A 16,847-nucleotide genomic window follows, 5' to 3' on the forward strand; every position below is an offset into this window, starting at 1 on the left:
TTCTCTTTAAATAAGGTAGCAACTAAGTTGAACGGCTATTCTCCAATGCTTAAAATTGTGCGAATATCTTCTTCCGTCATTTTCGCTAATTGCTCTTCATTTCCTTGAATCACTTTTTGGAACAGCTCGCGTTTTTCTTGCTGTAAGGAATTCATTTTTTCTTCAACCGTTCCTTCTGCAATCATCCGCCACACTTCAACAACCTTTTTTTGTCCCATGCGGTGCGCCCGACCAGCCGCTTGTTCTTCGACTGCGGGATTCCACCATAAATCGTATAAAATAACTGTATCTGCACCAGTTAAATTTAGTCCGGTTCCCCCTGCTTTCAATGAAATTAAGAAGACATCTTTTTCTCCTTCATTGAAGGCATTCGCCATCGTTAACCGATCTTGAGGCTTCGTACTTCCTCGTAAATAGAACGTCTCTAAACCTAATTCATTCAATTCTTTTTCTAAGATAGAAAGCATACTTGTGAACTGAGAAAATAATAGGACACGACGATTGTTTTCTTTGGCAGCCACTAAAAAGTCTTTGACTTGTTCCACTTTGCCAGAACCTCCCGTGTAATCCTCAATAAACAAACGCGGATCGCAACAGATTTGTCGTAAACGGGTCAAGCCTGCTAAAATACTCATGCGATTTTTCTTGAAGGTCGCCTGATCCATTTGACTGACATCTGCTTGCATTTGTTTTAGATAGGCCAAATAAACCGTTTTTTGTTCTTCTGTTAAGACACTGTACATATTATTTTCAATTTTTTCTGGTAAGTCTGCGAGCACCGTTTTCTTGTCTCGTCGTAAAATGAATGGTTGAATCATTTTGGCAATTTCTTCCGGCTTAATTTCTCGAAAGGCTTTTTTGCCTGGGAACAATCCCGGTAAGATCATTTGGAAAATTGACCACAGTTCATCTAAATTATTTTCAATTGGTGTGCCACTTAATGCAAAACGTTGTGGTACTTTTAAACTTTTTAAGGCTTGCGCCGTTTTAGTCCCACTATTTTTAACCATTTGGGCCTCATCTAGAATCAAATAGCCGACACGCATTTCCTGATAAAGCTGAACATCTTGTCGCATACTTGCATAAGAAGTAATCAGAATATCTTCGGTGCTATTTTGTAAAAGCGCTGCTCGTTCTTGGCGATTGCCAGAAACCACTTGAACATTTAAGGTTGGCGCAAAACGTTTGACTTCGGCTAACCAGTTATAGGTTAAACTTGCAGGAGCGACAATCAAAGCTGTCCCTTTCAAGCGCTCTTCTTCTTTTTCCGAAAGTAAATAGGTAATGGTTTGCAGTGTCTTCCCTAAACCCATTTCATCAGCTAAAATACCGCCAAATTGATAATGGCTAAGCATTTTCAGCCATTTATACCCTGTTTCTTGGTAATGGCGTAACGTTGCTTGTAAGGTTTTGGGGACTTGCGCTTCAAAGTTTTCTGGATGTGTTAAATCCGTGACCATTTTTTTAAAGGAATCTGAAAAATGTGCCCGCTCGTTGTCTTCTAATAAACTTTCGATCATGAGACCTTGATTTTTGGGCACATGAATGACATTGTCTTCTTGATGCATATTTTTTCGTAGCTTCGTTAAAATTGCACTTGTATGGAAAAATTCCTCTGAGTCAAAAGCAAGAATTTCACCACTTTTTAACGTATAAAAAGCATCATTACGTAGCAGACTAGTCAATACTGCATCGATTTCGGTTTCATCAATGCCAGTGACATCAAACCGAATATCCAACCAAGAATCCCCTTCCGCAACTTCAATCGTTGGTTGATGATGCTGGGCATCTAAATACAATTCCCGTAATTTCCGTCCCATCCGAACTTCTCCTAATTGACGGAAAGCTGGTACTTCGGATTTAAAGAAATAATACAAGGACTCCCCAGCAGGTAAGACTTTTTCAAAGCCTGTGGTTGTTTGCTGATAGGCAAACTGTTGAAATTGCTGCTTAATTGCTGTTTCTTTTGCTTTATCTCGAACGATTTCTTGATTGACTTCAGGTAATTGAGCATATTTCGGGTTTGTCGAGAAAATGACTTCTCCATAGTGATAGTCAATTCGAGCATTAATCCGACCTTTAATTTTCTTAAAAATAAAGACTGCTTTTAAAGGATGATGGACGACTAGTTCTTCAACTGATTCTTCAACAGACACTCGACCAATTTTTTCCAATAATGGTAACACTTCACTAAATAAATCAGAAACTGTTTCTTTTTCATAAATAATTGACGGCTCTTCCAAGCGTTTCATTAATTGAAGTAACGTGGTGTAGATGGCTTCCTGCTCTTCTGTTAGTAAATAAACCGTTTGATCCGCAATCGCCCAGTGATAGTGGGCTAGAAACGTTGTAATAGGATTCTGAATAGTTAATTTGAAGCTTTGTTCCTCGGTTTTTTGGACTGTAAACGTAAGTGGCAAACTGGTTTCTTTGAACGTTAGATAGCGATACTTATGAGTTTGATTGGTCAATATAAACTGACCCGTTCGATTCATTTTTTCAACTAACGATTGACTGCGATCAATTGGTAATAATAGATAACGTTTGTCGATTTTCCCTTTAACTTGAATACCGTTTGCACCTAATAATTGGCTGGTATGATAAATTGCCGCAAGTTCTGTTAAAATTTCTTGAATCTCCATTGAAAAAGAATCATGTAGCAAAGTAAATTGGTGTTGTTTATTCACCATAAAGGTCATTTCTTTTTCATATGCTTGTAAAAAATCACCAATATTTTTCACAATATATGTTTTAGGTTTGGTGCCTTCCAAACCAATTTTTAAAGAAAGGCCAATCGTTGACAATTCTGGATAGTAATTATTCGTTTCAATCACATCTAAATGAAATTCTAAACGTAAAGGCTGCAAGGGAACTTCGGCAGAAGCTTTGCTTAATTTGGCAAAGCCTTTGGTAAACATTTCAGCTGTTGATCGATTTGTTTTCTCAAAACTGACTGTTTGATTCGCTTGAATAATTCTTGACACGCCTCGTTGTTTCAGTGCCAGTTCAACTGCCACTGTATGCTTGCAATAGCCATGTTCCATCCAATATTGACATTCACAAACATCTTGTTCTTTGGCGGTACCATCCAATTCAACAAGATAAAGTTCTTCCCCTAAAACCTCAGACAACCAGATCCTTTTTTCTGGATTTTGAACGATAGATAAGACCCGGCCTTCTTGCATATATTCGCGTCCTTGTTCAACGATTCGCTCTGGAATACTCCATTTCATCGACTCACCTCCTCTTCTACTAAGCTAGCTGATAGTGAACGGTACTTTGACCATTCCCATTGCTTTTTATTTGTAATTGTTGTGGAATTCGTGCTTTTAATTCGCCAATATGACTAATAATCCCAATCATGCGGCCTTCATTTTCAATCGTTTCTAACGCCTCCATTGCCATTTCCAATGCTTCTTCATCTAAGGAACCAAAGCCTTCATCAATAAACAACGCATCAATTAAGACTCCGCCGGCTTGTTCTTGAATCACTTCTGCTAAAGAAAGTGCCAAAGCTAACGCTGCTATAAAACTTTCCCCGCCTGATAACGTGTGAGCACTGCGCACCGTCCCCGAATTGTCATCATAAATATTGATTTCTAGCCCCGTTTGATTCCGATAACTGCCTGCTTCGTGATTCAATTCAAATTGATAACGACTATTGGTCAGGCGGTCTAAACGCTGATTAGCGACTGTCAGCACTCTTTCTAAATACGTTTGTAACATATACCGTTCAAAACTAATTTTTTTAGGATTATTGCCATTCACCGTATCTGCCAATTGTTGTAGTGCAGCAACTTCCTCAAACTTGTCTTCAATTGTTGTTCTTTGCGCATTAATTTCTTGAACCAACTGTTGGTTGTTCAGCATTTTTTCATGCAGTTGATAGTATTTTTTTTCTTGTTCTTCAATTTGTTGTGTTATTTGTTCAATTTCTGTGGTGATTAAAGATAATTCTGGGAACGTATCACTAGATAATTTTTTCTCAATTTCAGCGAGTTGGATAGTCAGTTGGGTTTGCTCTTGTTCAAATAAAGCAATTTGTTCTTGCTGACTTTCTAGTGTCGGTACCTCTTTCAACCACTCCGTCAATTGGTCCTCTGTCACGCCTTGTTCCGTTAAAACTGCCTTTAACTGACTCTCAAGTTGTGCGACTGTTTGTTGAAGTGTTTGTTGTTCTTTCTCCAAATGCGTCAACGTACTTTCAAGGATCATTTCTTCTTTCTTCAAGGTTTCTCCTTGTGTCGTCACATTTTCTTTTTGACGTTCAAATGCAGAGAGTTCTTCTTGAAGCAAAGCTTGTTGTTTGGTCATTTCTTCGTATGTGACGGTTGCATCCAATAATTGGCTAGCAATCATTTGCTGCTGGATAGTGATTCTTTCCAGACTTTGTTGCATTGTTTCTACTTGTTGTCGGAGCACTTCAAAGCGTTGAGAATTTTCAGCTACTTGTTCTTCTAGTTCCGCCAGACGGTCCTTTTCGACTGAAATTTCCGTTAGTTTTTGTGCTATTTGTTGTTTTTCTTTAGCTAATTGCGACTCAACTTCCGCAATTTCTGCAGGTGTTACTTGTGAAAAAGTTAGTCCTGTTAACGGCAACTGCAAGTCAGCAAACTGCGCTGCTAATTGTTCTTGTTCCTCAGTATACGCAGCTTCCTGTTCTTGTAATTGGCTTTCTTTCTGTTGCTTTTCCGCCCCTAATGCAGAGAGCGTTTCAGTAAATCGTTGAACCGTTTTTTCAACTTCCGTTAATTCCCGTTCCGCTTGATCAATCTCTTCTAAGGAAACTTCTTGATGAGTTTGTTGTTTTGGATGTTCTAAAGAGCCACAAACTGGGCAAGATTCCCCCTCTTCAAGTAACAAGCTTAATCGTTGGATTTGTAAAGAGGCCCATTGACTTTTCTTTGTCTGCAACTTCGCTTCTTCGGCGCTTTTTTGTTGCTGTTCAACAGCAAACCGTTGTGTCAGCTCGTGCAATTCCCCTTGGTTTTGACTAATTTTTTGCCAAGCTTTTTGATTTTTTTGCCAACGTTCTACAAAATTTTGCCAATGATCTGCTACACTAGAACATTCAAAATTTGCTTTTTCAAGTGTTCCTTCTTGTTCAATAAATTGTTTGGCTGTCGCCACTTTATCCGCTAATGTTGTTTTTTCCTGTTGGCAAGATTCATACTCTTTTTGAATGGCTTGATAATTGGCTTGTTCTGCTATTTGTTGTTGGGCTAACTGTTCATATTCTTGGTATTGTGGTAATTGACGTTGAATCGTTTGAAGACGTTCTTGTTTTTCAGCAATCAATGGTTGTTGTTCTTCCAACTCACTCATGATTGCTTGCCAATCTGTCAATGCTTGTTGCGTTTCCATAAGAGCTTGTTGTTTGGACTTTGTTTCTTGCTCTTTTTGTTGTTTTTCGCTTCGTTTTTCAAAGACTTTTTCAGCTAAAGATTGCTGTTTTTGGCTCCATTTTAATTGCTGAATCTGTTCCTTTAGCCGCTCAATGACGGTTTCCTGTTCAGCTTGTTTTGCTTTCTTTTTCAGTAATTCTTCTTTTTGCTGTTGCAAGTTTTGTCGTTCTTCAATAGCATAACGAACTTGCTCTTTTGCTTGTTTGGCTTGTTTTAAGGTTGCAATTTGTTCTCTTTCAACTAATAGTTGTTGCTGAGCCTCTTGTTGTTGGCTTTCTAATAATTGAAGTTTTTCAAAAAGTGTCATTGTCGGTTCAGGTTCTTCTGACCAATGCAACTGTTCTGTTTTCAGTTCAATTTTTTGCTGGGTTTCTTGAATCTCTTGATTGGCAATTTTTAAGCGTTCTTTTAAATTTTCGCTGAACAACTGATACAATTCTGTTCCGAATAAATTACGCAAAACCTTTTCTTTTTCATCACTTTTAGCAATTAAAAAAGTCCGAAACTCTCCTTGTGGTAACAATACAATTTGAGCAAATTGATTGGCATTCAAATGCAATAATTCTTGAATGAGTTCGTCCACTTCGCGTCTTTTAGAATAGGCTCGTAGTTCTTTCCCTTGAGCATCTTTGACAATTAAAGAAATTTTGGCACTTTGTTTACGGACTCCTGTGCCACGTTTTTTAAAAAGTTCTTGTTCGGGAAGGCGGTTCAGTTCATAGAGATACTCGTTATGTTTAAAAAGCAAAGTAACTTCAGTGGCTTCTGAGGGGTCAGCAAATGTGGAACGCATTTCTTTGCCTAAACGTAATTTCCCAGAACTTTCACCAAACAAAGCATAGCTCATTCCATCAAAAATCGTTGTTTTCCCAGACCCTGTTTTTCCACTAATTAGAAAAAGTGAAGAATCTTCAAACTTCGTAAAATCAATGGTTTCATTAATATACGGTCCGAAGTTTTTCAATGTTAAAGATAATGGTTTCATCCTGTTACTTCCCTCTTTCTAATTGATTAAGTGTACTCAGTTCTTCTTGGACCCATTGTGCTTGTTGTTCTGTCAAGGCCTCTCCTGTCACATCGTTAAAAAAGTCATGCAGATGTTCTTCTGGTGAACGTTGTTCTATTTGTACCACTTTTTTCTGATTTCCGTTGCTTGTTTCTCGACCATTCAAACGTTCCAACCCAATAATTTTGGGGTAAATTTTTCGCAATTGATTCATCATGTTGGGAATGATCGCTCGGTCGGTTAATTGGACATGTAAATAATTTTCCCGATTCACTTCTTGATAAAAAGCGGGATCCGTTAACTGCTGAAACGAGCCCGTCAATTGTTGAATGTCTCGCAATGGTTTCAAAGTACGGAATTTAAAATGAACTTCAGCTTCTGTTTCAACAAGCCAAACACCCTTTTCTTGTGTCATTTCTGATAAAGAAAATTTTACAGGCGAGCCACTGTATCGAGCATTAGGTGCCTGCAACGCATTTTTTCCATGTAAGTGGCCCAACGCGACATAATCAAAAGGCTCTAACAAAGCCGTCGGTACAACATCCAAACCACCCACTGTTAATTTTGTTTCAGAATCAGTTTTTTCACTGCCAGCGACAAAAAAATGACTAACTAACACTTGTTTTTTGTTGGGGAGAAAAGATTCTTGCATTTTCGCGACAACTTTTTCCATCGCCGCCTGAATCGTTCGAATCGTTTCATCTTCAAAATATAAGCGAGCCGCAATCGGTTCAAAATAAGGCAACAAATAAAATTGGGTATTGTCGATTTCAATTGGTTGAAAGGCTTGTTCTAAACGCGTATTCAAATGAAATTGCGTTTGGTTAAACCAAGGGCCTCCTGTTTCTAAACGAGTGCTGCTATCATGGTTTCCCGAAATAGCTAACACGGGGAAATGCTCTTTGAGATTCATTTGAATCATCATTTCATTAAAAATCTCGACTGCTTCAACCGCTGGAACAGAGCGATCATACAAATCTCCAGCGATCACAACAGCATCCACTTGCTCTTCTTTCGCAATTGCTAAGATTTGTTTAAAGGCTTCCCTTTGTTCTGCCAATAAATCAAAACCATGTAATTTTTTGCCAATATGCCAATCTGCTGTATGTAAAAATTTCATTTTTTCACCGCCTAAAAAAGTCCTTCTTATTATTATAACAAATTTCTGGTATTTTTTAAGAAAATCGGACAGAAGAATTAGATTTTTAACAAACTTTTTTCTTAACGCAAGAAAAAAGACAGGGAGCATCATCTTTTGATGAGACTACCTGCCAGTAACATTCCTATTCTGTAGCGGTTTGTTTTATTCTTTTTCTGTTGATTCATATTTAAAAGTTGGATCAATTTCTTTATCTAACTGATCAAATGCTTCTTGCATCCGACGTTCTACTTCAGCTAAACCGTCTTTATCCATTTTTTTAATATCGCTAATATCGATTGGCTCCCCAAAACGAACCGTTACTTTTTTACGTTTAAACAACTCTTTTAAAGTTAACGGACCTTGATAAACAGATGGCACGATAGGTACTCGCCCCATTTTAGCAATCAAGGCTACCCCACCTTTTAATTCTGAGGAATGACGCGTGCCACTGGGGAACATAATCAAACTTAAATCAGAATTTTTTAAAATTTTGACAGGTGTTTTAATCGCGCTGGGACCGGGCTTCTCACGATCCACTGGAAACGCATTCGCATGTTTTAAAATGAAACGTAAAACAGGATTTTTAAACAACTCTTTTTTTGCCATAAAACTAAACTTCTTAGGACTACCAGCAACAGCTAAATACAACGGTTCCCACCATGTTCGATGCGGCGCAACTAAGACATAGTTTTGGTCTTTTGGTAATTTTTCTTTATTTTCATAATGTGCATTTCCATTAATCACAAATAAAATGACGCGAACCACGCCACGCATAAATGTAAAAAACATAATTTTCTTCCTTTCTTCTCTCCGCTTTCTAGTATGCCGAAAGCTCTACCTTTTGACAAGCTTTTTTTACTTCTATCAATCAGAGAAATAACATGTCCCCACTAATCTAGGGAACAGATTTTGTCATACGGGTTTAAAAGTAGTATAATACATGAACAATCAGATGAAAAGTTGGAGGTTCTTAATCTATGTTATTATCCGGCGAACGGATTGATCAATTATATGCGGATGATATTCAAATTATTCAAAGCAAAGAAGTCTTTTCTTTTTCCATTGATGCAGTCTTATTGGCTAATTTTCCGCAACTACCAAAAAAAGGCAAGATTGTCGATTTGTGTGCTGGCAATGGCGCGGTCGGCCTCTTCGTTAGTCGGAAAACAGCTGCAAAGATCGACCAAATCGAATTACAACCTCGTTTGGCAGATATGGGGCAACGAAGTATTCTATTAAATAAATTAGAAAAACAAGTAACGATGTATGAACGTGATTTAAAACAAGCGACAGAGGTCATCAAAAAAGATTCTGTTGATTTAGTACTATGTAACCCCCCATACTTTAAAGAACGACCAACTAGCCAAAAAAATCCAAACCCGCACTTAGCGATTGCCCGTCATGAAATTCACACGTCTCTTCAAGAAGTGGTCACTGTGTCGGCGGATTTATTAAAAACAAATGGTCGCCTCGCAATGGTTCATCGACCTGATCGTTTCCTGGATATTTTACATGCTATGGAAAACGCCAATATTGCGCCGAAAAAAGCTCGGTTTGTTTATCCGAAGCCAGGCAAAGAAGCCAATGTTTTACTAATTGAAGGCATTAAGCAAGGCAAAAAAGACGGTTTTCGTGTGTTACCACCTCTTTTTACATACAATGAGAAGAACGAATACGAAGCAGAAATGAAGGCTATGCTGTATGGAGAATAAGAAATCCCATTATTTTTATGTTTTACTTTGCCAAGATGGTTCCTTTTACGGTGGCTATACAACTGAGCCAGAACGTCGATTAACCGAACATAATAGCGGAACTGGTGCAAAATATACACGGTTAGCCAAACGCCGCCCAGTCAAAATGATTCATACAGAGAAATTTGAAACACGTAGCGCGGCCACCAAAGCCGAAGCCGCCTTTAAAAAATTAACGCGTAAACAAAAAGAACAGTATTTAAAAACCTTTCATTAAGTGACAATAAGCAAAAAGAAACAGCCATCATTTCATTGATGAAATGATGGCTGTTTCTTTCTCTTTTTAAACTAAGTTCTCGACAAAATGAATAACCATTTCGGCTGATTTTTTCCCAGCTTCATCGATGAATTCGTCAAAGCTTTGAGTTGCTTCGCCATCTGCTGTATCACTCATTGCCCGTACAACTAAGAATGGAATATTGAACTGTGAAGCCGCTTGGCCAATTGCTGCGCCTTCCATTTCGCAAGCTAAGGCTTCAGGAAACTCTTTCTTAATTTTGGCGATTTTCTCAGCGCTATCCACAAAAGTATCTCCAGTAACAATCAATCCTTTACGAATAGCTAAACCAGTTTTTTCAGCAGCTTTCGCAATTTCCATCCGCAAGTATTCACTTGTTTCAAAATACAAAGGTACACCACCAGGCAATTGTCCATAGGCATAACCAAAACCAGTGACATCAACATCAAAGTAAGCTAATTTGTCTGCAATGACTAAATCGCCGACTTTTAGTCCTTCACCGATACCACCAGCAGAACCTGTATTAATCACCATATTTACGCCATATTGATGAATCAATAAAGTCGTGGTCACAGCTGAGGCCACTTTACCAATTCCTGAACGAACCACAATCACCTCATGTCTTCCTAACGAACCAGAAACAAATAAAGCGCCTGCTCGTTCCCATGACATCGTGTCTGTCAATTTTTCTTTTAGAATTTTGACCTCTTGATCCATTGCTCCAATAATTCCAATTTTCATAGTGATTCCTCTTTTCTATAAATTCAAAACGATATACGCCACAACGGCTAATAAAATCGCTACAATAATAATTGCCTTGTTTAACCAAGTACTCCGTTCTCGACGCTTCGAGTATTCTCCTACTCGTGACTTGTTGATCGGTTTTTGTTTTTTCTTTTCTTTACGATAAAACGTCGAAATTTCTTTTTCTTTTCGCTTATACGCTTTTTCCGCCAGCTTCTGCTCTTCTTGCTGACGACGTTCCGCTTCTTTTTCTTCTGCTTCTCTGCGTTTGCGAAGCTCTGTCCGAGTGACTAACGGACCTTTGCTCATTGCGTGTCCTCCTTAAACTGTCTCTGCAGTAAATACAATTCCCAGTATTGTATAGCAAAAAGTGTTTTGGCATCACAAATCGTGCCTTTTGCCACCTCTGCTTTGGCTTCAGCTATTGTTAGCTCGTAAAGTTCCAAGATTTCATCTTCATCTTGAGGACGCGGATTTTCGACTTTCTGCAAATCCGTTGCCAAATAGAGAGCCAATTTTTCATTAGCAAATCCTGGTGACAGATACATTGAATTTATGTAGGTGAGCTGACCTGCACGATACCCAGTTTCTTCTTCCAATTCCCGCATAGCCGTCGTTTCCAGTTGATTTTCTTCTCCAGGATCAATTTTTCCCGCTGGAATTTCTAAAATCACTTGTTCCAAGGGTTTTCTAAATTGTTTAACTAAGACGATTTTTCCTTCTGCGGTTAACGGAATCATAGCTACTGCGCCTGAATGAAAAACCAATTCGCGTTTAGCAGTGCCGCCTGTCGGTAAAGCCACGTCATCCAAAAAAACATCAATAATCTTTCCTTTAAAAATTTCTCGACGTTGAAGTGTTTTTTCTTCGAAGTCCTCATAATTTAACATATCTTTCACCAACCTTTCTTGTTTATCATACCCTAAAATGATAAAAATCGCACCCCTTCTTCTCTAGTTAAACCCTTTTCAAAGAAAAAAATTTATTGCTTTAGAAAAAAATTACATTTTCGAAAAAAAATAGACATAAAAAATTCACAACTTCCTTGTATTATTTAAGCATACCAACAAACAACCCTAACAAAACACTTTTTCATTTTTAACTCCTTTCCCGTCCTACCCCCAATTAGGACGGGTCTTTTTTTGCGTTTTATACTTTTTTTCTTAGGATTTCACTAAATCATAAAATACATCTTCCGCTGTATGTCTTTTCTCTCACAGAGTATGCTAAAATAACTATTGTAACGAGAGCTGACTCTTTCGAGGATTAGATAGATAGGAGGAACTATATAAATGAACAAATTAAATACAAAATTACTGATTGGCTATATTCTTTTAGGAGCCTTAATCATTGCTGTCGCTAGAGAATATGGCTTCTTCGCTTTTGTGATTCTGGTAGGCTTTTTAGTATTCGTTCTCTATCGAAAAAAGAAAAATGCCGCCGACAAAAGCGATCAAATGCCTTACTTAACGAAAGATAAAGAAGCCCATTATCGTGAGTTGGGGTTATCTCCACAAGAAATTGATTTTTTCAGAAGTACAATGAGCACAGCCAAAAAACAAATCATACAATTACAAGAAAACATGAATCGTTCAACTAAATTACGGGCGATTGACTTACGTAATGATACTACGAAGGTTTCTAAAGCTCTGTTTAAAGAGTTAGTGAAAGAACCTAAAAAGTTACACTTAGCCAATCACTTTCTCTATACACATTTACCAAATATCGTTGACTTAACAAGTAAACATTTAGAAATAGAACAACATGAAGTAAAAAACAAACAAACGTATGAAAAATTAGAAGAAAGCGCACAAATCATTGACCAATTGTCAAAATTAGTTAAAAATGATTATGAGGAAATCGTTTCCGATGACTTAGACGATTTAGATGTCGAAATGTCGATCGCTAAAAGCAGCTTGTCGCAAAAAGCTGCAACTGAGGAATCACCTCAAGTAAACGAAGACCAGCAATAATCATTAGGGAGGAAAAAAAATGACTGAGCAACAACCCAAAGAAACAACATCTGTAACCAATACATTGGACGATTTATTAAGTAATCCATTTTCATCAATGGATGAACTAACACCAACGCAACAAAATGAACTATCTGAGTTAAAAGAACAGCAAGCAGCTCCTCGTTTAATTGATAAATTACCACAAGAACGTCAAGCCCAAGCAAAAGAATTAGCTTCAAAAATTGATGTCCAAGATTCACAAGCAGTAATTACCTATGGTTCAAATGCCCAAATCAAACTCGGCGAATTTTCGCAAGCGATGTTAAACCACGTTCAAGCACAAGACATTGGTCCTGTTGGTGATTCACTGACCGATCTAATGTTTCGTTTAAATGAAGCCAATCCCAATGAATTACGTGCTGGCGAAGGCAACTTTATTCAAAAAATGTTAGGTAAAGTCAAACAATCCGTTTACGAAATTACCGCCAAATATCAAAAAATTGGTGCGCAAATTGACAAAATTGCTGTCAAATTAACCCATGAAAAAGATGGTCTTTTAAAAGATAATGCCATGTTAGATCAATTGTATCAAAAAAATAAAGATTATTTTGATGCCTTAAACATCTATATTGCCGCTGGGGAATTAAAAGCAGAAGAACTACGGACGCAAATTATTCCTGAAGCCATGAAAAAAGCGGAAGAATCTGGAGATCAAATGGATGTCCAAATTGTTAATGATTATAACCAATTCCTAGACCGTTTAGAAAAAAGAACCCATGATTTACGCTTGGCTCGTCAAATTACGATTCAACAAGCCCCACAAATTCGTTTAATTCAAAATACTAACCAAGCTTTGGCTGAGAAAATTCAATCATCGGTGAATACGGCGATTCCGTTATGGAAAAACCAAGTAGTCATCGCCTTAACCTTACTCCGTCAAAAAGATGCTGTGACTGCTCAACGTCAAGTCTCTGAAACCACCAATGACTTACTGAAGAAAAATTCAGAAATGCTAAAAATTTCTGCAATTGAAACAGCAAAAGAAAACGAACGTGGCCTAGTCGATATTGAAACATTACAAAAAACACAAAATGATTTAATTGAAACTATCCAAGAAACATTACGTATTCAACAAGAAGGAAAAGAAAAACGCCAAGCTGCCGAAATCGAACTTGGTCATATGGAAGAAGATTTGAAAAATAAATTATTAGAATTAACACAATAAATAACGTCTAGAACAAACTTCTTATAGTACAAGCCTGGGACAAAAATCAAAAGTGATTTTTGTCCCAGGCTTGCTTTTCTTTTTACGCTTGAATATTGTATTTCAGCCACTTAATGATACAATAAAAGAAAACCATGTTTCTTTTTGAAAGGAGGAGCAATTGTGCCACAATTTGCTTCTAAAGCCGAAGAAAAAAATTATTATGAACGCCAAGCTAGCTTAGAAGAGTTTTTAACTTGGTATCATCAACAAGAATTACCTGAATATGAAAAACCCTCTTTAACCGTTGATATGGTTCTTCTTTGTTACAACAAGGAAGCTGATCAATTAAAAGTCTTACTGATTCAACGTAAAGGTCACCCCTTTAGAAACTCATGGGCGCTTCCTGGCGGTTTTGTTAATCGTAACGAATCTACTGAAGATAGTGTTTTAAGAGAAACAAAAGAGGAAACTGGTGTGGTGATTTCTCAAGAAAATATTGAACAATTACACAGCTTTAGTCGCCCAGATCGAGATCCTCGTGGCTGGGTCGTGACAGTCAGCTATTTAGCCTTTATTGGTGAAGAACCTTTAATTGCTGGCGACGATGCCAAAGAAGTCCACTGGTTCAATCTTGAACGGCATGGTCAACACATCACGTTATCTCATGAAGATGTGGAAATTACTTTAGACTTGAAAACAGCGGCCTCTCTTGGTAAAGATACATTAGCCTTCGACCATAGTGAAATTATAATTAAGGCGTTTAATCGTGTTGTTGATAAAATGGAACATGAACCGCAAGTGCTTCAAGTCTTAGGAAAAGATTTCACCATTACGGAAGCCCGTAAAGTTTTTGCGAAGTTCCTCGGCGTTGATTATCGCAGCATTGACCATTCAAATTTTAAAAAAGCCATGACACAATATTTTGAAGAGTTAGGTGAACGTCCCGTTGGCATTGGCCGCCCTTCAAAAATTTACCAATTGAAAACAACAACAGGTTTCTAAGAGGAGGGAATATTTTTTGACTGTTTACTTAAGAAAAGCAGAACCTTCTGATTTGCCTGACATCCTTGCTATCATTGAAGATGGACGCCGCACCTTACAAAAAAGTGGCATTCCCCAATGGCAAAACGGTGATGGCCCGAATCAAGAAATTTTAGCAAAAGATATCGACCAGCAAACTTGCTATATTTTAATGGTTGAGGATACCTTGGCAGGCGTTGGTGTTTTATGTTCGGAGATTGATCCTGCTTATGAAGCGATTTTTAATGGTTCTTGGCAACCTCATTCTCAAACTACGTATACAGCAATTCATCGTGTTGCTTTAAAAAGTTCCTTTCAAGGTCAAGGACTGGCTTTGGTGCTTTTGCGCTCACTGGTTACAGCCGCTCGTTTGCAAGGTGCTACTGATATTCGAATCGATACACATCCACAAAATTTCGCCATGCAACACCTGATTAAAAAAGCTGGCTTTGTTTATCAAGGTGACGTGATTTTAGATGTTAACGATGGCGAACGTTATGCATATCAGATGATATTGAAATAAAAAAGTTAGGGATAACTGCCAGATTGACAGCTATCCCTAACTTTTTACATCTTATGAACACTATGAGCGCTTTGAATGCCCTCACAGGCTTCTTTACAAGCTTGATTAATTAATAAATAAGAGGATTCTTTTTGGCGGATTCCTAATTGATATTTCAATTCATCTGTCACTTGGCAAGATTCACTTAATGCCTCTAACCAGAAAAATACTCCTTCTTTATACGTATCTAATCCTTCTAGCAAGATTTTCGTTGCTTCTTTATCATAATACGGCTCTAAATTTTTACGAAACATCATTTCTTCTGTAAAAAAACGATTCACATTATTTCGGCAAAACATATAAGTGTCACGGCCTCTCCGATGTGCAGCCTGATTACAACCGTATTCTTGAACTTCTTTAGAGATGGCTTTGAAAATTTCGTTGTATACTTCAATTCTTTGCATAATTGACAAAATGGTATCTGTATAACTAAACATAACTCCTTGCTCCCTTCCCCTTCTAAGTAACAAAAATTTGCTTGTTACTTTCATTATAAAGGGAATGTTGGGTTTATATCAAATGATACGCTGTTTCCTTGCTAAAATCCTTCGTTTTTTCCTTAGAAGAATAATAAGTAAGCGGATTATTTAATCTGTTATGTTCGGATTTTCTACACTTGGAAAATAAATTATTTTATAAAGCCATTTTCCGTTTTAACTGATGGCAACGGGCCGGTCTGTGTATTGCCAGGAACACCAATATACGTATTGCCGTTGATGGAAGTCATTTCGTTTTCCTCAGCTGCTTCATCTTGAACGGTATAATCACTTTGATATAAAAATTCACCGTTCGTATGGAAGACATAGCCGTCTTGATCTCGTTCATCTGGCTTTTCTAAATTTAAAGACACACGTAATTGATGACGGACATTTTCAATACTATCTGGATATAGTTCAACCATACTGCGCCCTTCATTACTAAAAGTGCGCCAGTCAAAAGAAAGCTGTTGTTTATCATAATTGGCCCAAGTCAAACCTTCTTTGACTAAATGAGTCAATTCATTGGAATCCACATCAGTTTGAATGTTTCCATTTAACGAATCAATAATGTCCATTATTTTCATGATTGATTGACCAGATTTCAACTTGTCTTCAACTGCTTGAATAATTTCTTGTTGTCGGAATCCACGCATAATATCGTTATCGCTATGTCTTTCACGGGCATAAGATAAAGCTTTCGTACCATCTAAATGCTGTTTCCCTGCATCAAAATGAATGGATCCTGGCCCGTCTTTGGTGACACCATCAAACGCCTGCTTGACATTGACATCTATGCCGCCAACTGCATCAATTAACTTAATAAAAGATAAAAAGTTAAACACAACGTAATGATTGATTGGAATATTCAATAATTTCTCAACTGTGTTAACAGAAGCTGTTGGTCCATCGTAGGTATAGGCAGCTTCAATTCGTTGCATCCCTTGGTAATTTTTCGCATCAATTTGAACAAAACTATCCCGTGGCAAACTTAAATAGGTTATTTTCTTCGTCTTGTTATTCACGGTAATCACCATCATAGCATCAGTCCTAGTTGTGCCTAATTTCCGTTCAATTGTATTGTCTAGCCCCATAATCAAAAACGATTGACTATCTTTATTTTGCGCTTCATTATAATCATTTTTTATGGGAACATAGCCTTTATCAATTGTTTTCTTTAAATAGCTACCCGCTACAGCAAAGTATGCTGAGCCGACTGTGACAAAAACCAAAATGATGACTAAACTAATTAAGCTGATTTTTCGCTTCCTACTCATTGGCTGTACTTCCTCTCTCTTGAAAAGTCTCCACCATCATTACTACTCCTCTAAACAGACAAGAG

At 37.6% G+C, this 16,847-nt stretch carries 15 protein-coding genes; 6 read left to right on the forward strand and 9 right to left on the reverse strand.

Going from position 1 to position 16,847, the window contains the following annotated elements:
• Positions 1–35 precede the first annotated feature (35 nt).
• Genes IGL36_RS10530 through IGL36_RS10545 form a run of 4 tightly spaced genes read right to left on the reverse strand, consistent with a single transcriptional unit; the run spans position 36 to position 8,341 of the window.
• The gene (locus IGL36_RS10530; RefSeq protein WP_002378622.1) at positions 36–3,233 is read right to left on the reverse strand and encodes a DEAD/DEAH box helicase; all 3,198 of its coding nucleotides are present in this window, start codon (positions 3,231–3,233) and stop codon (positions 36–38) included.
• A 19-nt stretch (positions 3,234–3,252) separates the two neighbouring features.
• Entirely contained in the window at positions 3,253–6,390 is a 3,138-nt protein-coding gene (locus IGL36_RS10535) for an SbcC/MukB-like Walker B domain-containing protein (RefSeq protein WP_002397871.1), read from the reverse strand.
• A gap of 4 nt (positions 6,391–6,394) precedes the next feature.
• Entirely contained in the window at positions 6,395–7,663 is a 1,269-nt protein-coding gene (locus tag IGL36_RS10540; RefSeq protein ID WP_002397872.1) for an exonuclease SbcCD subunit D, read from the reverse strand.
• Between the two features lie 51 nt (positions 7,664–7,714).
• Positions 7,715–8,341 carry a lysophospholipid acyltransferase family protein gene (locus IGL36_RS10545; protein WP_002356461.1) on the reverse strand — a complete coding sequence of 209 codons (627 nt, stop codon included), beginning with the start codon at positions 8,339–8,341 and terminating at the stop codon, positions 7,715–7,717.
• A 188-nt stretch (positions 8,342–8,529) separates the two neighbouring features.
• Between IGL36_RS10545 and IGL36_RS10550 the strand changes: the two genes are divergently transcribed.
• On the forward strand, positions 8,530–9,264 hold the full coding sequence (locus IGL36_RS10550; RefSeq protein WP_002356457.1) for a tRNA1(Val) (adenine(37)-N6)-methyltransferase: 735 nt from the start codon (positions 8,530–8,532) through the stop codon (positions 9,262–9,264).
• Positions 9,254–9,520, forward strand: a complete 267-nt coding sequence (locus tag IGL36_RS10555; RefSeq protein ID WP_002356455.1) for a GIY-YIG nuclease family protein — start codon at positions 9,254–9,256, stop codon at positions 9,518–9,520. The genes IGL36_RS10550 and IGL36_RS10555 overlap by 11 nt, the downstream gene beginning before the upstream one ends.
• 66 nt (positions 9,521–9,586) lie before the next feature.
• On the opposite strand, the gene IGL36_RS10560 is transcribed toward IGL36_RS10555, so the two are convergent.
• The 3 genes from IGL36_RS10560 to IGL36_RS10570 are packed head-to-tail and all read right to left on the reverse strand — an operon-like array spanning position 9,587 to position 11,175.
• Entirely contained in the window at positions 9,587–10,282 is a 696-nt protein-coding gene (locus tag IGL36_RS10560; protein ID WP_002356454.1) for a 5'-methylthioadenosine/adenosylhomocysteine nucleosidase, read from the reverse strand.
• A 15-nt stretch (positions 10,283–10,297) separates the two neighbouring features.
• A complete protein-coding gene (gene macP / locus IGL36_RS10565) occupies positions 10,298–10,594 on the reverse strand; it encodes a cell wall synthase accessory phosphoprotein MacP (RefSeq protein WP_002356451.1) in 297 nt (98 codons plus the stop codon).
• A complete protein-coding gene (locus tag IGL36_RS10570) occupies positions 10,591–11,175 on the reverse strand; it encodes an NUDIX hydrolase (RefSeq protein ID WP_002356449.1) in 585 nt (194 codons plus the stop codon). Before IGL36_RS10570 ends, macP begins: the two co-directional genes overlap by 4 nt.
• 402 nt (positions 11,176–11,577) lie before the next feature.
• Between IGL36_RS10570 and IGL36_RS10575 the strand changes: the two genes are divergently transcribed.
• From IGL36_RS10575 to IGL36_RS10590, 4 genes are all read left to right on the forward strand, one after another.
• Entirely contained in the window at positions 11,578–12,258 is a 681-nt protein-coding gene (locus IGL36_RS10575; RefSeq protein WP_002356448.1) for a 5-bromo-4-chloroindolyl phosphate hydrolysis family protein, read from the forward strand.
• A 19-nt stretch (positions 12,259–12,277) separates the two neighbouring features.
• A complete protein-coding gene (locus tag IGL36_RS10580) occupies positions 12,278–13,465 on the forward strand; it encodes a toxic anion resistance protein (protein ID WP_002356447.1) in 1,188 nt (395 codons plus the stop codon).
• Positions 13,466–13,627: 162 nt separating this feature from the next.
• Positions 13,628–14,449, forward strand: a complete 822-nt coding sequence (locus tag IGL36_RS10585; RefSeq protein WP_002372290.1) for an NUDIX domain-containing protein — start codon at positions 13,628–13,630, stop codon at positions 14,447–14,449.
• A gap of 16 nt (positions 14,450–14,465) precedes the next feature.
• Entirely contained in the window at positions 14,466–14,990 is a 525-nt protein-coding gene (locus IGL36_RS10590; RefSeq protein WP_002394127.1) for a GNAT family N-acetyltransferase, read from the forward strand.
• A gap of 44 nt (positions 14,991–15,034) precedes the next feature.
• Here IGL36_RS10590 and IGL36_RS10595 read toward each other — a convergent pair whose 3' ends face one another.
• Both IGL36_RS10595 and IGL36_RS10600 read right to left on the reverse strand, forming a co-directional pair.
• A complete protein-coding gene (locus IGL36_RS10595; RefSeq protein ID WP_002356444.1) occupies positions 15,035–15,520 on the reverse strand; it encodes a hypothetical protein in 486 nt (161 codons plus the stop codon).
• Between the two features lie 137 nt (positions 15,521–15,657).
• Positions 15,658–16,782, reverse strand: coding sequence for an LCP family protein (locus IGL36_RS10600; RefSeq protein ID WP_002397874.1), 1,125 nt, complete (start codon positions 16,780–16,782; stop codon positions 15,658–15,660).
• Between the last annotated feature and the right edge of the window lie 65 nt (positions 16,783–16,847).

This window comes from Enterococcus sp. AZ011, assembly GCF_050548355.1.
GTDB classification, from domain to species: Bacteria; Bacillota; Bacilli; order Lactobacillales; family Enterococcaceae; genus Enterococcus; species Enterococcus faecalis.

Coding starts and splice junctions, on each gene's coding strand:
- IGL36_RS10535 (WP_002397871.1), bottom strand. CDS start 6,390: ATGAAACCATTATCTTTAACATTGAAAAACTTCGGACCGTATATTAAT.
- IGL36_RS10570 (WP_002356449.1), bottom strand. CDS start 11,175: ATGTTAAATTATGAGGACTTCGAAGAAAAAACACTTCAACGTCGAGAA.
- IGL36_RS10550 (WP_002356457.1), top strand. CDS start 8,530: ATGTTATTATCCGGCGAACGGATTGATCAATTATATGCGGATGATATT.
- IGL36_RS10580 (WP_002356447.1), top strand. CDS start 12,278: ATGACTGAGCAACAACCCAAAGAAACAACATCTGTAACCAATACATTG.
- IGL36_RS10575 (WP_002356448.1), top strand. CDS start 11,578: ATGAACAAATTAAATACAAAATTACTGATTGGCTATATTCTTTTAGGA.
- IGL36_RS10560 (WP_002356454.1), bottom strand. CDS start 10,282: ATGAAAATTGGAATTATTGGAGCAATGGATCAAGAGGTCAAAATTCTA.
- macP (WP_002356451.1), bottom strand. CDS start 10,594: ATGAGCAAAGGTCCGTTAGTCACTCGGACAGAGCTTCGCAAACGCAGA.
- IGL36_RS10595 (WP_002356444.1), bottom strand. CDS start 15,520: ATGAAAGTAACAAGCAAATTTTTGTTACTTAGAAGGGGAAGGGAGCAA.
- IGL36_RS10600 (WP_002397874.1), bottom strand. CDS start 16,782: ATGAGTAGGAAGCGAAAAATCAGCTTAATTAGTTTAGTCATCATTTTG.
- IGL36_RS10545 (WP_002356461.1), bottom strand. CDS start 8,341: ATGTTTTTTACATTTATGCGTGGCGTGGTTCGCGTCATTTTATTTGTG.
- IGL36_RS10540 (WP_002397872.1), bottom strand. CDS start 7,663: ATGATGCTCCCTGTCTTTTTTCTTGCGTTAAGAAAAAAGTTTGTTAAA.
- IGL36_RS10530 (WP_002378622.1), bottom strand. CDS start 3,233: ATGAAATGGAGTATTCCAGAGCGAATCGTTGAACAAGGACGCGAATAT.
- IGL36_RS10555 (WP_002356455.1), top strand. CDS start 9,254: ATGGAGAATAAGAAATCCCATTATTTTTATGTTTTACTTTGCCAAGAT.